Source organism: Thermasporomyces composti, assembly GCF_003386795.1.
GTDB classification, from domain to species: domain Bacteria; phylum Actinomycetota; class Actinomycetes; order Propionibacteriales; family Actinopolymorphaceae; genus Thermasporomyces; species Thermasporomyces composti.
On record NZ_QTUC01000001.1, the window covers coordinates 1,484,069 to 1,499,212 of the forward strand.

Genomic DNA, 15,144 nt, shown 5'->3' on the forward strand with positions numbered 1-15,144 from the left:
GTCTGTTGCCGAACACGATCGGGCACTAGGCTGGCGGATCGTGATTCTGCCGAAGCCGCACCAGCTGACGCGCCTCGATGGCGCCTTCACCTTGACCAGCAGCGCCCGAGTCCGCGCTGACGAGGCCGCGGGGCCCGCCGTCGCGGCGCTGCGGCGAGCGCTCGAGCCCATCACGGGGGGAACCATCGCGCGCGCCGTGGACGGGGAGCCCGCCGCCATCACCATCACGGTCGACGCGGAGAGATTCGGACCCGAGGCCTACTCGCTGACCGTCACCCCAGAGGGCATCGAGATCGTCGGTGGCGACGCGGCCGGTGCCTTCTACGGCGTCCAGTCGTTGCGCCAGCTCCTGCCCGCCGAGACGTTCAAGCCCGCCGACCGCCCCCAAGGCGATCGCACCTTCGAGGTGCCAGCGGTCCGCGTGACCGACCGGCCGACGTTCCGGTGGCGGGGCACGATGCTCGACGTCGCCCGGCACTTCATGCCCAAGGAGTTCGTGCTCCAGCTCATCGACCTGCTGGCCCTGCACAAGCTCAACGTCCTTCACCTCCACCTCACCGAGGACCAGGGGTGGCGGATCGAGATCCCGAAGTACCCGCGACTCACCGAGGTCGGCGCCTGGCGTCCGGAGACGCTGGTCGGCCACGCGCACCGACCGGAGAGCGAGTACACCTTCGACGGCACGCCCCACGGCGGCTTCTACACCCAGGACGACATCCGCGAGATCGTCGCGTACGCCGCGGAGCGGTTCGTCACCGTCATGCCCGAGATCGACATGCCGGGCCACATGCTCGCGGCGATCGCCGCCTATCCCGAGCTGGGCAACGGCCTCAAGCCGGCCAAGGTCTGGACGCGGTGGGGCATCAGCGAGCAGATCCTCAACGTCGAGGACTCCACCCTCGACTTCTGCCGCGACGTCCTGGCCGAGGTGATGCGGCTCTTCCCGAGCCAGCTCATCCACTGCGGCGGCGACGAGGTCCCCAAGGCGGAGTGGAAGGTCAGCCCTTCCGCGCAGCGGCGCATCCGGGAGCTCGGTCTGGCCGACGAGAACGAGCTCCAGGCGTGGTTCACCGCGCAGATGGCGACGTACCTCGCCGAGCACGGCCGTCGCTTCGTGGGCTGGGACGAGGTGCTCGAGGGCGGCGGTCCGGCCAAGCTGCCCGACGACGTCGTCGTCATGTCATGGCGCGGCGAGGAAGGCGGGATCCAAGCCGCCCAGGCGGGCCTCGACGTCATCATGGCGACACGGACCCACCTGTACTTCGACTACTACCAGAGCGAGGACCACGAGGCGGAGCCGCTGGCCATCGGTGGGTTCACTCCGCTGGAGAAGGTGTACGGCTACCGACCGGTCCCCGCCGCGCTCGACGCCGACGCCGCCAAGCACGTGCTGGGCGCCCAGTGCCAGCTGTGGACCGAGTACGTCCCCACGGTGGAGCACGCGCAGTACATGCTCTTCCCGCGGCTGTGCGCGTTCGCCGAGACGGTCTGGCGGGACGAGAGCCAAGGCATCGACGACTACGCCGTGTTCCTCAACGAGCGGCTACGTCCGCACCTCGCGCGCCTGGACGCCCTCGGGGTGAACTACCGACCGCTCGACTGAGGACATCGACCTCCGCCGACGGCCAGGGCCTGGTGCCCTGGCCGTCCCTCTTCGCGGCGCGGGTTCGGCGATCGCTCAGCACGCCCCCACCGCACCTACCGCAGACGGCGAGGCGCTCGCCTGCAGTGAGGCGCATTACCTCGACCCCGCCGAGGCGGGTGCGCCGTGGTTACTGGACCCGGCGGTCGCGGCCGACCGACTGCGCGCGGCCGGCGAGGACGAGGACCTGCTTCGCCGGATCGACGTCGCGGCGCCGAGCCGGTGTGCGCGCGACGAGCGCCGGACGACGAGCAGCGGTGAGGCTGTCGTCTCCGCCGAGCGGTGTCGTGCTCCGTTCGAGGGTCGCTAGCGATCGGTCGGCGTCCTTCGGCGTCGCAACCCGGCGGCCAGGATGCGCGCCACCAGCTCACGGCTGGAGACCGGTGTCGCTCCCGCCGCGACCGCCCGGGCGTACAGCTCCTCGGGCAGGTCGTAGTGGTCGCGGTGGAAGCCCCGCGCCGGCAGGCCGAGGCGTTCGGCGAACGCGTGCAGCTCCTCGAACGACGTGTCGCTCACCAGGTGCGACCAGCGACGGCCGTACGCCGTCCACATCGGCGGGTCCACCAGGATGCTCATCCCGGCCCCTCCGCCGCCGTCGACGAGCTCACCGGGACGAGGCGAGGTCGATGGCCCGCGCCACCTCGTCGTCCACGAGGGTGCGCCAGGCGCGGACGTAGCCGGGGTCGACGGACGCCTCCCACGAGCCGCCCGGCCGGACGGCGGTTCCGACGTGGAAGGCCCGAATGCCGGCGTGGGCGAGCCAGGGCACGTGCTCGGCGCGCAGTCCGCCGCCGGCCATGATCCGGTCGGCGACCATCGGGTCAGCCTTCGCTCGGGCGACCAGCTCGTCCATCCCCGCGTCGACTCCGCGGGCCGACCCGGCGGTGAGAACCTCTGTCAGTCCGGGCAGGGACGTCACAGCGCGCCAGGCGGCGTCCGTGTCGAGCGCGTGGTCGATCGCACGGTGGAAGGTCCACGGCGCCCCGGCGAGTCCCTCCACCAGCGCCAGGGTGGCCGCGCCATCGATCTCGAGGGTGGGCGTGAGGAAGCCGAGCACGAAGCCGTCGGCCCCCGCCTCGGCGTACTCGCTCGCCAACCCGCGCAGCCGCGTCAGCTCGGACGGGGTAGTGGTGAAGCCCTCGTTGGCGCGCAGCATCACCCGGATCGGAATCGGGGTTCGGCGCCGGATCGCGGCCACCACCGAGGGGTCGGGGGACAACCCGTCCGCCTCCATGGCCGTCACGAGCTCGATGCGGTCGGCGCCTCCCTCGTCCGCCGCGACCGCGTCAGCCGGCCCAAGCGCGATCACCTCGAGCAACGGCCGGGTGCGACGCGGCCTCGCCTGCCCCTCACCGACGTGGGTGCCCTGAGATGTCATGGGCGCAAGCCTGCCAGGATCGTCCTCGTGACGGTGGACGACCCGCTCATGAGAGTTCGCGCTCAGGTGCTGCACGACCTGGAGAAGGAGGGGCGTGCGGACGCCCGCTGCGTCTCGATCTTGGAGGACGCGCTCGCCGAGCGGCGCTGGTGGCTGTCGCAGTGGCCGGAGGGTGCCGAGTACGTGGCCGGGCAGGTCGCCCAGGACGTCCAGGACGCCATGCTCGACACCGTGGGTCGCTGGCCGCTGTGCCGGGTGTGCGAGAACGCCGAGCCGCACGAGCTGCGGATCACGCCCGAGCTGGGGCCCGACCCGCACTGGGTGTGCGAGCGGTCCGGCACCGTCGTCGCACCTCTGGGTGAGCTGTAAGCCTCCGACGCCGGTTCCCACCAGGCCCGCCCAGACAAGGCGCGCGGAGCCGCCCTCTCACACCCCGTGACCCTGGTTACCAGGCGCCGTCCCACCACCACTGGGCCGCGGACCCTTGGCGGCCTGCAGCCTCGGCTCGACGACAACCTTCACGTGCGTCTCGACCCAGACGAGCAACGCCGAGAGCTGGAGCAACGCGAAGAAGATGGTAGGTCCGAGAAAGTCCCCGGACACCACCTTCGTGGACACCCAGGCACCCAGGAGCGTTGCCCCGAGCTGGACCGGGAACGTGTAGACGTCTCTTTGCCAAGCTTGCCGCAGCCGACCGACATCCGTCTCCTCTCGCTGGCGCGCCGCCGAGCGCATCAGACGAAGACAGCAGCCGACGACCACGGCGACGCAGAGCACGATGACAAGGTAACCAGCGAGCGAACCAGCTCGGGACATCGTGACCGCCCGTCCAAGTGAATCGCGTCTACCTACTAGTAAATGTCCTCGGGAAACTCGATCGTGATGTCCTCGAAGTCGATCTCCCTCTCACCGCCGTAGACGTTGGTGGAGTCAGACGAGAAGGCCACCTTCTGGGTCCCGAAGATGAGCGACGACACCGCCTCCAACACCGGCTGCAGCTGTTGGAACATGAAAGCCACGACGGCGACCAGCCCTGCACCCACGGCCACCGACGCAGCGGCCGCCTGGGCAGAACCCAACACCGAATTGAGCAACGGCACGAGAACCAACGCTGCCCCGACACCCACGATCACTGCCTGGAGCAGTTGATCGGCGAGCTCGTTCATCTGGTTGATGGCTTCTTTGACCGCGTCGCTGTTGGTGTCGCAGGCTTGACCGACGGCCTTCGCCTCAGCGAGGAACTTCTGGATGAATGTGTCGAAGGCCTCTCTGTCAGCGAGCTCTTCCGGAGGCCCCCACTTCTCGCCGTCCTTCCCAAGGGCGTTCTTGATCGCCTCCTCAACCTGCTTGGGAAAGTCTTCGGACAGGGCCTTGCCGGCCGCGCCCCACTTACCGGCGGCCTCCTGCAGCTTCTCCTCGTCGACATCGGTGAGATAGAAGAGGAAAAGACTCGCTGCGACACCGAAAGCGATCCACGCCCAGTTGGCCTTCCCAGCATTGAGCAGGGCCTGCGCCGTCGTCATCTTGGGTGCGACAGTGCCGGTCTCCCCTAAGATGACCGCGCCTCGGGTGAGGGCTGGGGGAAGCTCGGGTACGGCCACGTCTTACTCCTAACCTGTCTACTCCCTCACCACCCAGGGCTTGTCGGAGTTCTCCCAGTTCCTCGCGACGGTTTTCAGCTTGTTGCCCAAGGCCTCGAATCCTTCGATGCCCTTCGTCAGGTTCTCGACGTGGGTCTTCCTGGCCTCCTCGTGCTGGTTCCGCGCACGAATGCCCACCAAACCCATATCCAAGGTGCCGAGCTCGGCCTCGTCCAAGGCCCGTTTGGCGCCACGGAGCAGCACGATCGGGCCGTCTTCCTTCGTGAAGGCATCCGCCAGCTTCTTGATGGCGTCAGGGTGAACCTTCTTATCCCCCATCGTCGGTCACCGCCCCAGGTCACGCAGCCGCGACGGGACATTGACGCCTTGGCTGGCGAAGAACTCGTAGGGGTCGATGGAGCCGCCTCGAGCCAGCTGACCGAGCACACTGTCAGGGCCCCAGCACTCACCGATAGCTTCCTGGCTCCTCTGCACGAGTGCCTCCTGAGCGTCGTTGATGGCGGTGAGGATTGCCTCCGCGAGTTCCTCGCTTCCGAGCCGTAGGGCTCGAGGGTCGATCGTGAGGCTCTTCACCTTTCCTCCGGACCCGACGACGACCGAAACCCGCCCATCGGCCGCCGACGCTTCCGCCTCCAGCGAGGACAGCTGTTCTTCCAGCTCCTTGCTGCGTTCGATCGTGCGTTCCGCTTCCTCGAGCAGTCGATCGAGCCCTGACGACATTCGGACATCCCTTCGGTCACGCGGACGATGTCACAGACGATACAGAGTCATGCACGGTCGTGAAGGGTCCCGCGTTCGGGCTGTGGACACTCAGCCCGTGCTGGGGCCGGGGGCGCGGTCTCCGTCGAGGTCCGCGTAGGTCGCGAGCGACGCGGGTCGGCGAGCCTGCAGGTCGCGGGCCACCGCTTCGGCGTCACGCAGCACGCGGATGACGTTGGCGCCCGCCAGTCGGACGAGATCCTTCTCCGACCATCCGCGCTCCAGCAGCGCCGCGAACAGCCGCGGGTAGCCGGAGACGTCCTCCATGCCGACCGGGAAGGTGTCGGTCCCGTCGTAGTCGCCGCCCAACCCCACGTGGTCGATGCCGGCGACCTCGCGGACGTGCTCGATGTGCGCGACGACGTCCCCGATCGTCGCGGCCGGCTTGGGGTGGTCGCGCCGCCAGACCTTGGTGAACTGCTCGAACGCCTGGAGGTCGGTGTGCTTGACCCCCTGTGCGGCGGCGGCCTCGGCAGCCTCCGCACGCCAGCGCGCGCAGGCCGGCGACACGAACTCGGGCACGAACGTCACCATGCACACGCCGCCGTTGTCCGGCAGCGCGGCCAAGACGTCGTCCGGCACGTTCCGCGGCACGTCACACACCGCGCGCGCCGAGGAGTGGGAGAAGATCACCGGCGCCTCGGACACCCGGAGCGCCGTTCGCATCGTGTCCGCCGACACGTGCGAGAGGTCCACCAGCATGCCGAGGCGGTTCATCTCCCGGACGACCTCCTCGCCGAAGCGCGAGAGGCCACGGCCCGGGTGGCGCGGCTCGTCGGTGGCCGAGTCGGCCCACGGCACGTTGTCGTTGTGCGTCAACGCCATGGAGCGGACGCCCAGGGCGTACATCATCCGCAGCGTCCCCAGGGAGCAGTTGATGGAATGACCGCCCTCCATTCCCAGCAGGGAGGCGATCCGCCCGGACGCGAAGACCCGCTCGATCTCGTCCGCCGTGGTGGCGAGTCCGAACGTGTCGGGGTAGCGGCGCACCATCGCGTGCACCGCGTCGATCTGCTCCAGGGTCGCGGACACCGCGTTGTCGCCGGTGAGTCGGCACGGCACGTAGACGGACCAGATCTGCGCACCGAGACCTCCCGCCCGCAACCGGGGGATGTCGGTCTGCAACGCCGGCGCTGGCTGGGCGATGTCGAGCCGGTCGAAGTCATAGCCGGCGTGGTGGCGCATCGCGATCGGCAGATCGTTGTGCCCGTCGACCAGCGGGTGGGCGGCGAGGAGCTCTTTCGCGCGGCGCAGGTAGTCGTCCATGAACGCTCATCATCCCGCAGGCAGCCGCCGCGAGCACGGACAGGCGAACGAGCACGGACAGACGAAAGGGCGGTCCTGGATGCCCAGGACCGCCCCTCGTGGACTGGCTGTGAGTCGAGACTCAGAAGTCCATGCCACCGTCCATGCCGCCACCGGCCGGAGCCTTCTCCTTCTCCGGCTTGTCGGCGACGACAGCCTCGGTGGTGAGGAACAGGCCGGCGATCGACGCGGCGTTCTGCAGCGCGGAACGCACCACCTTCGCCGGGTCGATGATGCCCGCCTTGATCATGTCGCCGTACTCGCCGGTCGCGGCGTTGAGGCCGTGGCCCTCCGGCAGGTTGCGGACCTTCTCGGCGACGACTCCGCCCTCCAGACCGGCGTTGATCGCGATCTGCTTGAGCGGGGCCTCCAGCGCCACCTTGACGATGTTGGCGCCGGTCTGCTCGTCGCCCTCCAGCTCGAGCTTGTCGAACGCCTTCGCGCCGGCCTGGACGAGGGCGACGCCACCACCGGGGACGACACCCTCCTCGACCGAGGCCTTCGCCGCGCGGACGGAGTCCTCGATGCGGTGCTTGCGCTCCTTCAGCTCGACCTCGGTGGCCGCGCCGACCTTGATGACCGCGACACCACCGGCGAGCTTGGCCAGACGCTCCTGCAGCTTCTCGCGGTCGTAGTCGGAGTCGCTGCGCTCGATCTCCGCCCGGATCTGGTTGACCCGGCCCTGGATCTGCTCGGGGTCGCCAGCGCCCTCGATGATCGTGGTCTCGTCCTTGGTGACGACGACCTTGCGGGCCTTGCCGAGCAGGTCGAGGGTGGCGTTCTCGAGCTTGAGGCCGATCTCCTCGGAGATGACCTGGCCACCGGTGAGGATGGCGATGTCACCGAGCATCGCCTTGCGGCGGTCACCGAAGCCCGGCGCCTTCACGGCCACCGACTTGAACGTGCCGCGCACCTTGTTGACGACCAGGGTGGCGAGCGCCTCACCCTCGACGTCCTCGGCGATGATCAGCAGCGGCTTGCCGGCCTGCATGACCTTCTCGAGGATCGGCAGGAGGTCCTTGACCGCCGAGATCTTCTGGTTGGCGACGAGGATGAACGGGTCCTCGAGGACGGCCTCCATCCGCTCCATGTCGGTAGCGAAGTAGGCCGAGATGTAGCCCTTGTCGAAGCGCATACCCTCGGTGAGCTCGAGCTCCAGACCGAAGGTGTTGCTCTCCTCGACGGTGATGACGCCTTCCTTGCCGACCTTGTCCATCGCCTCGGCGATGATCTCGCCGACGCTGGTGTCGCCACCCGCGGAGATCGCCGCGACCGACGCGATCTGCTCCTTGGTCTCGACGTCCTTGGCGGCCTGCGCGAGCTGCTCGGCCACTCGCTCCACGGCGGTGTCGATACCGCGCTTCAGGCCCATCGGGTTGGCCCCGGCCGCGACGTTGCGCAGGCCCTCGCGGACCAGCGCCTGCGCGAGCACGGTCGCGGTGGTGGTGCCGTCACCGGCCACGTCGTCCGTCTTCTTGGCGACTTCCTTGACGAGCTCGGCCCCGATCTTCTCCCACGGGTCCTCGAGCTCGATCTCCTTGGCGATGGAGACACCGTCGTTGGTGATCGTCGGCGCCCCCCACTTCTTCTCGAGGACGACGTTGCGACCCTTGGGACCAAGAGTCACCTTCACGGCGTCGGCGAGGGCGTTCATACCCCGCTCGAGGCCGCGCCGGGCATCCTCGTTGAACGAGATGATCTTGGGCATCTAGCTGGATCCTCCCCCAAGTCGGGTGGATGTCGTGTGGCCGGCCCGACGCCCGCGACGGACGGCCCCCACCACATCGGGGGCCTCGTCGAACCAACCTGCAGCGCACTGTCACTCGCGACCTTCGAGTGCTAAGGACGTGTTTAGCACTCGACTGGGGAGAGTGCAAGCTGACGGGAGCTCACGCCCGAGCAGCGTCGACCGCCACCCCCACAGCTCGACGTGACCGGTCAGGCACTCGTCGCACATGGGTCTGGCCCGCTTCCAGGACCCCGGCAGGTTGTGGCTGGCAACCGCGGTGAGCCACCCGAGCGGCGCCCCGCTCCCGGCAGCCGTGGCGGTGACGAACCGCCGCGCTGTACCACTTGGTACGTTTGGTCGCACCGCCCGGTGCACGTCGAGGACCATCTCCGCGTCCGCCAGCGTCGACGAGGAACGTCACAAGACCGAGCTCGGGGTCGGCCGACAGGACCATGCCGAGCCGGGTCGATCGACCCACCGCCGAGCCCGATCCGGTCGGGGAAGAACGTCCGACCGAGCACGTCATGCTGGGTCAGCGTGTCGTCACCCGCGAACCCTCGGTACTCCCGCTTCCCCAGGATCGCTGGTGAAGCTCAGCCTCTTGCCGTCGGGGCGAAGCCGGAAGGGCGTGCTGGCACGGCTCACCCCGCCGTTGATACGCGACATCACTGATCTCCTGCCGGTTGATCGCGTGTGACAGGCCAACCCGAAAGTCCTTGCTGCGAATGATCTGCCGCGGCACCGGGTCCCGGTGCGTCAGGTTTAGCGACAAGACCATCGTGTTCATGTTGGAAGGCGTAGCCTTCGCGAACCTGAGGTCGCCCTCGTCCTGTCGTCGCGCGAGCACCGGCTTGTTCTGCAACGTGTTGCTGGGACGAAGCTGGAAGTCGTCTCACCGGACATGACCTGGGTGAGGATGACCACGAGATCGGGGTTGACGGTGTAGACGACCCGGTCGATGCACGGCAGCTGTCGACCGTCCGGATCAGTCTTTCGGTAATACGGGTTCGCTCGAAGACGACCTGCACTCCTTCCCAACCGACCCGTGACACACCATGGGAGAACAGCGTCGGCAAGTCAGAGTTGCTCCACGGATCGGTCTTCGAGAAGAAGAGCCTTCCTTGACACCAGGACGTCAACTTCTGGCCCATCGAGCCGCCGCTGAACATCTCGATCTGGATGGCGATCGACGAGGTCACCACGGAGAACTCCTGTGTCCAGGTCATCCCCGGCTCCCATCGCGCGGTGGTGCCGCACGTGCCAGCGCGCGCCGACATGGCGTTCGGCGAGGAAGCCGATCCCGCCTACGTCAACTCCGATGCCGCCGTCGACATGATCCTGCGCCCCGGGGAGTTCTTCCTCTTCAACGAACGGCTCCTGCACCATTCCCACAAGAACACCTCGTCGAAGCGCCGAATGGGCTTGTCAGCGCGCTACACGGTGCCGTTCGTCGCGCTGCTCGACCAGGACGCTCCACCACTCTTCCCCGGGCACGCCTGCGTCGTGGTGAGCGGAACGGACCGCTTCTGCTTGAACCGCACGACGGCACCTCCCCGGTGAGTTGGCTCACCGGGCTCGTCGCGACGGTCGTGGGCGCGGGAGCGCGGCCACGAACGGACTGGGGTCCGCACGAGACGTGACCCTCGTACGGACCCCAGTCGGACACGGTTGCCGGTCAGTAGACGACGCCGAACGCCCCGCGCCAGGCCGAGCTAGAGCGGGCGCACGTCGTGCGCCTCGAGACCCTTGGGTCCCTCCACCGCCTCGAACTCGACGAGCTGGCCGTCGGAGAGGGTCTTGTAGCCGTCCATCTTGATCTTGGACCAGTGGACGAACACGTCGCTGCCGCCCTCGACAGCGATGAAGCCGTAGCCCTTCTCGGCGTTGAACCACTTGACAGTGCCCTGCGTCATGACCTCTCCCTCAAGGCCCCTTTCGGGTGACAGACCCGCCCGGCGCGGGCCTGGGTCGTCCTACCGCACCCGTCCCCAAGGGGAGGTGTTGCGATCGATCCGCGTGTTCCTACCGCTGTCGGTCAGGCGACAAACGCATGATCATGCCGACCAAGGCCGACCATAGCCGAACCCGCCGCGGCTGGGGAGGTCTTCGCCCTCGATTCGGACCAGATCAGGGCGATTGGCCGATTTCGGGTCGGCCGACCGTCCCAGGAGAACACGACCCGCGGCAGTCGGGGCGGTCGCGAGAGGAAGGCCGATGCCCTCAGGGAGCCAGCAGCCACGCCCCGGACGGCTCGATCCAGTCGTACTCGCGTTCTGTCGTACCGGTGCGCCACCGGGCCGGGGTGGTCGCGTGGAGCCAGTCCAAGGGCTCGACGCCGCCGGGCTCACCACCGTCGAGCGCCAGCCGGAGAGCGGCACGGAGGTCAGCGTCGACCCGTGGACTCCGTGCCGCTGGGTCCACCGACACGAACAGCGCGGTGCCCGAGCGCGCGACGAGGTCGAGGAACTGGCGGTTGCGCTCCCACGGCGTCTGGAGCGTGCACGGCACGCAGTCGGGGTCGACGACGAAGAACGTCCGATGCTGGGCGAGCCGGAACGCGAGCGTGTTCACGCCCATCCGCCGGGTGCGCTCCCAGTCGCGGCCGGAGGTGTCGTCACCGGTTCGCTGGACCTCCACCAGGCCGGCGGCGAGGTGGCCCACGGTGTTACAGCCGATGAGCACGGCGTCTCCGGCACCGTCGCGGATCGCCTCGTAGAGCCCCAGCAGCAGCTCGGCGTTGGTGCGGCTCCGGTCGGCGAAGTGCCAGCCGGGTTCCGTCATCGCCACGCCCATGGCGGGCCCCCACCTGCCGAAGGCGTCGAACGTCGAGAAGTCGTGCTTGACCAGCTCGAAGCCCCAGCCGACCAGCCGCGCCACGTCGTCGCGGATGGTCTGGAGGTTCTCCGCCAGGCTGATGTCTAACGGCTGCTCCTTGGCTGGCCTCGGCCCCGGTCGGAGCCGACGCGGGTCGTCGACGAACGACAGCGCCGCGGGCCGCATCCAGATCCCTGGCCGGGCGCCACGCGCGGCGATCGCGGCGGCGAGACCCGGCATGTCGTCGAACGTGCCTGGCAGGCCAGCGGTCCACGGTCCGCCGGGACAGGTGCCACCCGGGCTCCACCCGGCGTCGATGACGGAGAACGGCTTGACCGGATGGCCGTCAGCGAGCTCGACGATGGTCTCGGTGTCGGCGAGCACCTGCTCGGGGCCGAAGCCCACGCCGTAGGCGTAGTACCAGTTGTTGGCGCCGACGACCGGCTCGCGGACCGGCAGCGGGTCGGAGCACATCGCGGCGGTCAGTCTCCGCTGGAGCGCGTAGGGCGACTCCCCCGGTTGCCCGTCGACGGCGACCACGGTCGCGGCGTCCAGGACGCGTTCGCCCAGGCGCACGGGCGCCCCGCCGTTGCGGAGGTCGAGCCACAGCGAACAGCCGCGCTCGTCGACGGTCCAGGCGCAGAACGCACGCGGACGGACCCGCACTCCCATGCCGGTGGCGTGCCCCGACGCCTCGTCGTACGCCAGCCAGGACCAGGGCAGGACGCGGTCCGGCTGCAGGTGACGCCATTGCAGGTCGCCGTAGGAGCGCTCCCACGCGTCGCCGAGCACCAGGGTTGACGACGGTAGTCGGTGCCGCCACCGCAGGACGACTCGCGACAGCCCGTCGTGTCCGTGGGGTCGCGGAGGCGCAGCGACGACGACGGTGAGGCCCTCCGGCTCGGCCCGGAAGCTGATCTCGACGCCGGCCGTGGCGAAACGCTCACCGCGACGTCGCGCCCGCTCTCCCCCTTCTCGGTCCTCGTGGACGACGTACGCGGCGTCGGGCAGGGCGGGAGTGCGGTCAGCCACCCGCGACGGCCGGGATCACCGACACCTGGGTGCCGTCGGGCGTCGGGGTCTGCAGACCGGACGCGAAGCGGACGTCCTCCTCACCGACGTAGACGTTGACGAACCGGCGCAGCTTGCCGTTCTCGTCGAGGACCCGCGCGCGGATACCGGGGTACTTGGTCTCCAGCGAGTCCAGCACCTCGGCGAGCGTCTCGCCCTCGGCGGTGACCTCCGAGGCGCCCCCGGTGTAGGTGCGCAAGATCGTCGGGATTCGAACCTTCACGCTCATGCCAGTCCTGCCTCGATGAATGCGTCGTAGGTAGGCCGGATCGTCGCCTGCGGACCGACCTTGCCGGCGATCGCGTCCAGCGTCTTCAGGCCGTCACCGGAGTTGATGATGACGGTCTCGGCGTCCGGGTCGAGCTGGCCGGTCTCGACCAGCTTCTTCAGCGTGGCCACCGTGACGCCACCGGCCGTCTCACCGAAGATGCCCTCGGTGCGGGCGAGCAGCGCGATGCCCTCGATCACCTCGTCGTCGCTGACGTCCTCGACGCTGCCGCCGGTACGCCGGCAGACGTCGAGCACGTAGGGACCGTCGGCGGGGTTCCCGATCGCCAGCGACTTCGCCACCGTGTCCGGCCGGACGGGCGCCACCACGTCGTGGCCGGCCTTGAACGCTCGCGCCACCGGCGCGCAACCACTCGCCTGGGCGCCGAAGATCCGGTACGGCGTGTCCTCCACCAGGCCGAGCTCCACGAGCTCGCGCAGACCTTTGTCGATCTTGACGAGCTGGGCACCCGAGGCGACCGGCACGACGATCTGCTGGGGCAGGCGCCAGCCGAGCTGCTCGGCGATCTCGAAAGCCAGCGTCTTCGAGCCCTCGGCGTAGTAGGGCCGGACGTTCACGTTGACGAAAGCCCAGCTCTCCTGCTCGCCGGCGATCTCGCTGGCGAGCCGGTTGACGTCGTCGTAGGTGCCTTCCACCGCGACGAGGGTGCCGCCGTAGACCGCGGTGGTGAGGATCTTCTGCTGCTCGAGGTTGTGCGGGACGAAGACGACGCTGCGGATGCCGGCCCTCGCGGCGGCCGCGGCGACGGCGTTGGCGAGGTTGCCGGTGGAGGGGCAGGCCAGCACCGTGAAGCCCAGCTCGCGAGCGGCGGTGAGGGCCACCGCGACCACGCGGTCCTTGAAGGAGTGGGTCGGGTTGCCGGAGTCGTCTTTGATCCACAGGGTTCGCAAGCCGAGCTCTGCGGCCAGGTGGTCGGCGCGGACCAGGCGGGTGAAGCCAGGCTCGGTGTTGGGGAACGAAGCGACGTCAGCGGGGACGGGCAGGAGCGGCTGGTAGCGCCAGATGTTCTTGGGTCCTGCCTCGATCTGCTCCCGGGTGATCGTCGGGTAGTCGTAGCCGACCTCGAGAGGGCCGAAGCATTCGGGACAGGCGTAGTGGGCTCCCAGCGGCGTGGTCGCGCCACACTCTCGACAGCGCAGAACCGTCGCGTTACCGAAGGCTCCCGGACGAATGGTGTGCGTCTCGCGGGTGGCAGCGTAGGTCGTCGTCATTCAGAGGCTTCCTTCCTCATCTTTCTCACGTCGAGTCCGTGCCAGGGTCTGGCGCGGGTGACGCGAGCCGGAATTGGCACCGTGTCCGCCGCGGGGCCTCTGATGAACGCGAGACGCGCGTCGGCGGTCGGCCGGTTGCCGGGGCTTCATCGGGCCGGTCCCTCAGCCCCTCTGGATGAGTCCGTCCGTGTGTTGTGGTACGCCCGGTGTGGGCATGCGCAGGCGAGCCTAGCCGACAGGACGGCGACGACGACGTGGAGGTCCACGAATTGAGACGGCCGTCTCACGATGGGATCCGGAATCGGCGGTTCGCCCCTCCTCGTCTCAGCGCACGAGACACCGGCTCGTCTCAGGTGGCGTCGCGGTCGCGGCCGGCGACCGGAGCTCGACGTCCCGTGAGGGCACCTCATCGGTCGCGGACACACCCATCGCCAGCAGCGTCGGCCCGAGGACGGCCAGGAGCACCGACTTGAGCCACCACTGTCCGACCAGCATCGGCGCATCCCTTCCTGTTCGTGGCCTGCGCGCACCACGGCGCGAGCGGTGGCACCGACCGTCGAGACGGCAACGAGGACGCCGCGCTAGGAGCGGCGGTTGAGGATGAGCAGCGAACCCAGGTAGACGAGGCCCACAACGCCCCCGAGGAAGCCCCACAGGCCGCCATCCCCGCCGCGCGCCACGTTGACCATGAGCCCTCCCAGGATGACGAGGGCGAGGATGTTGAGCGTGTACACCGCCGCGCGCTGGTGCAGCTGGACGTGGCGCTCCTCGTGGATGTCGTCGCCGAGCAGCGCCACGGTGTCGCTGACGCGTGACCCGAGGACCACCACCAGCGCGGCGCCCGCCATGATGCCGAACATCACGAGCCCGAGTCCCGGCCGGCCGCTCGTGGCGGCCGCGGCGCCCATGCCGACTCCGATGACCAGAGCCAGCACCACCGCCGGCATCGAGATCCGCCGACCGGCCCGCCTACGGTTGGTCGTCGTCGACATGGAAAACCTCCTCGACGGTCCGCCCGAAGAATCGGGCCAACTTGATCGCCAGGGGCAGTGACGGACTGTAACGACCTGTCTCGATCGCGTTGACGGTCTGCCGCGACACCCCGAGGAACTCGCCCAGCTCCGCCTGCGAGAGCCCTTTGGCGACGCGCAGCTCCCTGACGTCGTTCCGCACGATGTCAAGGATGCTTGACATCACCGCGGATGTCAAGCGAGCTTGACATCGCGTGGGTTACCCCCGATCTCACGGACAGCGACGACGCCGTGTCGATTCGTATGCGACGTCGACTTGTCTAAGGCGTCGATTCGTCTAGGGCGATTCGTAGACGTCGATTCGTAGACGAGCT

At 68.8% G+C, this 15,144-nt stretch carries 18 protein-coding genes, 1 pseudogene and 1 riboswitch; of the genes and pseudogenes, 3 read left to right on the plus strand and 16 right to left on the minus strand.

All coding sequences use genetic code 11. From position 1 onward, the window contains the following. Nucleotides 1-40 precede the first annotated feature (40 nt). On the plus strand, nucleotides 41-1,603 hold the full coding sequence (locus tag DFJ64_RS06460; protein ID WP_115849621.1) for a beta-N-acetylhexosaminidase: 1,563 nt from the start codon (nucleotides 41-43) through the stop codon (nucleotides 1,601-1,603). A 345-nt stretch (nucleotides 1,604-1,948) separates the two neighbouring features. Here DFJ64_RS06460 and DFJ64_RS06465 read toward each other — a convergent pair whose 3' ends face one another. Both DFJ64_RS06465 and DFJ64_RS06470 read right to left on the minus strand, forming a co-directional pair. Beyond that, a complete protein-coding gene (locus DFJ64_RS06465) occupies nucleotides 1,949-2,218 on the minus strand; it encodes a DUF4031 domain-containing protein (protein WP_115849622.1) in 270 nt (89 codons plus the stop codon). A 28-nt stretch (nucleotides 2,219-2,246) separates the two neighbouring features. Beyond that, the gene (locus DFJ64_RS06470; protein WP_115849623.1) at nucleotides 2,247-3,020 is read right to left on the minus strand and encodes a copper homeostasis protein CutC; all 774 of its coding nucleotides are present in this window, start codon (nucleotides 3,018-3,020) and stop codon (nucleotides 2,247-2,249) included. 27 nt (nucleotides 3,021-3,047) lie between these two features. On the opposite strand from DFJ64_RS06470, the gene DFJ64_RS06475 reads away from it, so the two are divergent. After that, on the plus strand, nucleotides 3,048-3,389 hold the full coding sequence (locus DFJ64_RS06475) for a hypothetical protein (protein WP_115849624.1): 342 nt from the start codon (nucleotides 3,048-3,050) through the stop codon (nucleotides 3,387-3,389). Nucleotides 3,390-3,446: 57 nt separating this feature from the next. Here DFJ64_RS06475 and DFJ64_RS06480 read toward each other — a convergent pair whose 3' ends face one another. The 7 genes from DFJ64_RS06480 to DFJ64_RS20080 all read right to left on the minus strand — a co-directional run bounded on the left by DFJ64_RS06480 (nucleotide 3,447) and on the right by DFJ64_RS20080 (nucleotide 8,995). Next, nucleotides 3,447-3,797, minus strand: coding sequence for a hypothetical protein (locus tag DFJ64_RS06480; RefSeq protein ID WP_147304618.1), 351 nt, complete (start codon nucleotides 3,795-3,797; stop codon nucleotides 3,447-3,449). 74 nt (nucleotides 3,798-3,871) lie between these two features. Further along, complete coding sequence (locus tag DFJ64_RS06485) at nucleotides 3,872-4,621, minus strand: hypothetical protein (RefSeq protein ID WP_147304619.1); 750 nt, start codon at nucleotides 4,619-4,621, stop codon at nucleotides 3,872-3,874. Nucleotides 4,622-4,639: 18 nt separating this feature from the next. Continuing rightward, nucleotides 4,640-4,939, minus strand: coding sequence for a hypothetical protein (locus tag DFJ64_RS06490; protein WP_115849627.1), 300 nt, complete (start codon nucleotides 4,937-4,939; stop codon nucleotides 4,640-4,642). Between the two features lie 6 nt (nucleotides 4,940-4,945). Continuing rightward, on the minus strand, nucleotides 4,946-5,341 hold the full coding sequence (locus DFJ64_RS06495; RefSeq protein WP_115849628.1) for a YbaB/EbfC family nucleoid-associated protein: 396 nt from the start codon (nucleotides 5,339-5,341) through the stop codon (nucleotides 4,946-4,948). 90 nt (nucleotides 5,342-5,431) lie between these two features. Next, nucleotides 5,432-6,646, minus strand: coding sequence for a dipeptidase (locus DFJ64_RS06500; RefSeq protein WP_115849629.1), 1,215 nt, complete (start codon nucleotides 6,644-6,646; stop codon nucleotides 5,432-5,434). A gap of 121 nt (nucleotides 6,647-6,767) precedes the next feature. Then, on the minus strand, nucleotides 6,768-8,393 hold the full coding sequence (gene groL / locus DFJ64_RS06505; RefSeq protein ID WP_115849630.1) for a chaperonin GroEL: 1,626 nt from the start codon (nucleotides 8,391-8,393) through the stop codon (nucleotides 6,768-6,770). A 230-nt stretch (nucleotides 8,394-8,623) separates the two neighbouring features. After that, nucleotides 8,624-8,995 carry an FAD-dependent oxidoreductase gene (locus DFJ64_RS20080; RefSeq protein WP_115849631.1) on the minus strand — a complete coding sequence of 124 codons (372 nt, stop codon included), beginning with the start codon at nucleotides 8,993-8,995 and terminating at the stop codon, nucleotides 8,624-8,626. 556 nt (nucleotides 8,996-9,551) lie between these two features. Between DFJ64_RS20080 and DFJ64_RS06520 the strand changes: the two are divergent. Further along, nucleotides 9,552-9,974, plus strand: a pseudogene (locus DFJ64_RS06520) (phytanoyl-CoA dioxygenase family protein); the annotation flags it as partial. A gap of 152 nt (nucleotides 9,975-10,126) precedes the next feature. Here DFJ64_RS06520 and DFJ64_RS06525 read toward each other — a convergent pair. The 7 genes from DFJ64_RS06525 to DFJ64_RS06550 all read right to left on the minus strand — a co-directional run bounded on the left by DFJ64_RS06525 (nucleotide 10,127) and on the right by DFJ64_RS06550 (nucleotide 14,972). Beyond that, entirely contained in the window at nucleotides 10,127-10,327 is a 201-nt protein-coding gene (locus DFJ64_RS06525) for a cold-shock protein (RefSeq protein WP_115849634.1), read from the minus strand. A 307-nt stretch (nucleotides 10,328-10,634) separates the two neighbouring features. Next, nucleotides 10,635-12,260, minus strand: coding sequence for an alpha-amylase family protein (locus DFJ64_RS06530; protein ID WP_245940982.1), 1,626 nt, complete (start codon nucleotides 12,258-12,260; stop codon nucleotides 10,635-10,637). Continuing rightward, a complete protein-coding gene (locus DFJ64_RS06535) occupies nucleotides 12,253-12,528 on the minus strand; it encodes a ubiquitin-like small modifier protein 1 (protein WP_115849635.1) in 276 nt (91 codons plus the stop codon). The genes DFJ64_RS06530 and DFJ64_RS06535 overlap by 8 nt, the downstream gene beginning before the upstream one ends. Then, nucleotides 12,525-13,799, minus strand: a complete 1,275-nt coding sequence (gene thrC, locus DFJ64_RS06540) for a threonine synthase (RefSeq protein ID WP_115849636.1) — start codon at nucleotides 13,797-13,799, stop codon at nucleotides 12,525-12,527. The genes DFJ64_RS06535 and thrC overlap by 4 nt, the downstream gene beginning before the upstream one ends. A gap of 13 nt (nucleotides 13,800-13,812) precedes the next feature. Beyond that, nucleotides 13,813-13,981: riboswitch (SAM riboswitch) on the minus strand. 142 nt (nucleotides 13,982-14,123) lie between these two features. Continuing rightward, the gene (locus DFJ64_RS19390) at nucleotides 14,124-14,294 is read right to left on the minus strand and encodes a hypothetical protein (RefSeq protein WP_170152520.1); all 171 of its coding nucleotides are present in this window, start codon (nucleotides 14,292-14,294) and stop codon (nucleotides 14,124-14,126) included. An 86-nt stretch (nucleotides 14,295-14,380) separates the two neighbouring features. After that, nucleotides 14,381-14,791, minus strand: a complete 411-nt coding sequence (locus DFJ64_RS06545; protein WP_115849637.1) for a DUF2178 domain-containing protein — start codon at nucleotides 14,789-14,791, stop codon at nucleotides 14,381-14,383. After that, entirely contained in the window at nucleotides 14,769-14,972 is a 204-nt protein-coding gene (locus DFJ64_RS06550) for a helix-turn-helix transcriptional regulator (protein WP_115851881.1), read from the minus strand. The genes DFJ64_RS06545 and DFJ64_RS06550 overlap by 23 nt, the downstream gene beginning before the upstream one ends. Between the last annotated feature and the right edge of the window lie 172 nt (nucleotides 14,973-15,144).